1 protein-coding gene is annotated in these 399 nt (G+C 37.6%); it reads right to left on the bottom strand.

Annotated elements, in window-relative coordinates; all coding sequences use genetic code 11:
• Positions 1 to 72: 72 nt before the first annotated feature.
• A partial coding sequence (locus A9165_RS16955; protein ID WP_176714636.1) for a hypothetical protein occupies positions 73 to 399 on the bottom strand: 327 nt, incomplete at its 5' end.

The raw sequence follows: 399 nt of genomic DNA, 5'->3' as shown, positions 1-399 counted from the left end.
AAACACTCATGCGGGAGCCCTGGGCCTCAACCAATTTCGCATAATTCAGTAATCTATCTCGCCCGCAGCAAGTTATCGACGCTGGTACTTTGCTTTTGATTCAGAGATCTTATCAGTGTCTCTAAGTGGCAATAGTGCTCTAGCACGATAATCTAAATATGGCAGCATTTCTGAAATTAATTTTTTATTAATGCTTTTCTTGAACACTTGTTCTTTGAAGTCGCTAAAAGATTTTCCATTTTTGAGCAGGCTTTCAATAATATATGAGTTTGCGTCGTCTGCAAGAATAATTAGCTCATCCTTACTAAGCAAGAAAGTTGGCATTAATTCAGGTGTTAATAACTCTCTATCCTGTTCTGGCTCAACAAATAAATCAATCTGAGGTATCCCCAGAAATTT

The sequence above is a fragment of the Alishewanella sp. HH-ZS genome (genome assembly GCF_001704375.1).
GTDB lineage: Bacteria > Pseudomonadota > Gammaproteobacteria > Enterobacterales > Alteromonadaceae > Alishewanella > Alishewanella aestuarii.
This window is presented reverse-complemented; position numbering and strand designations above follow the sequence as displayed.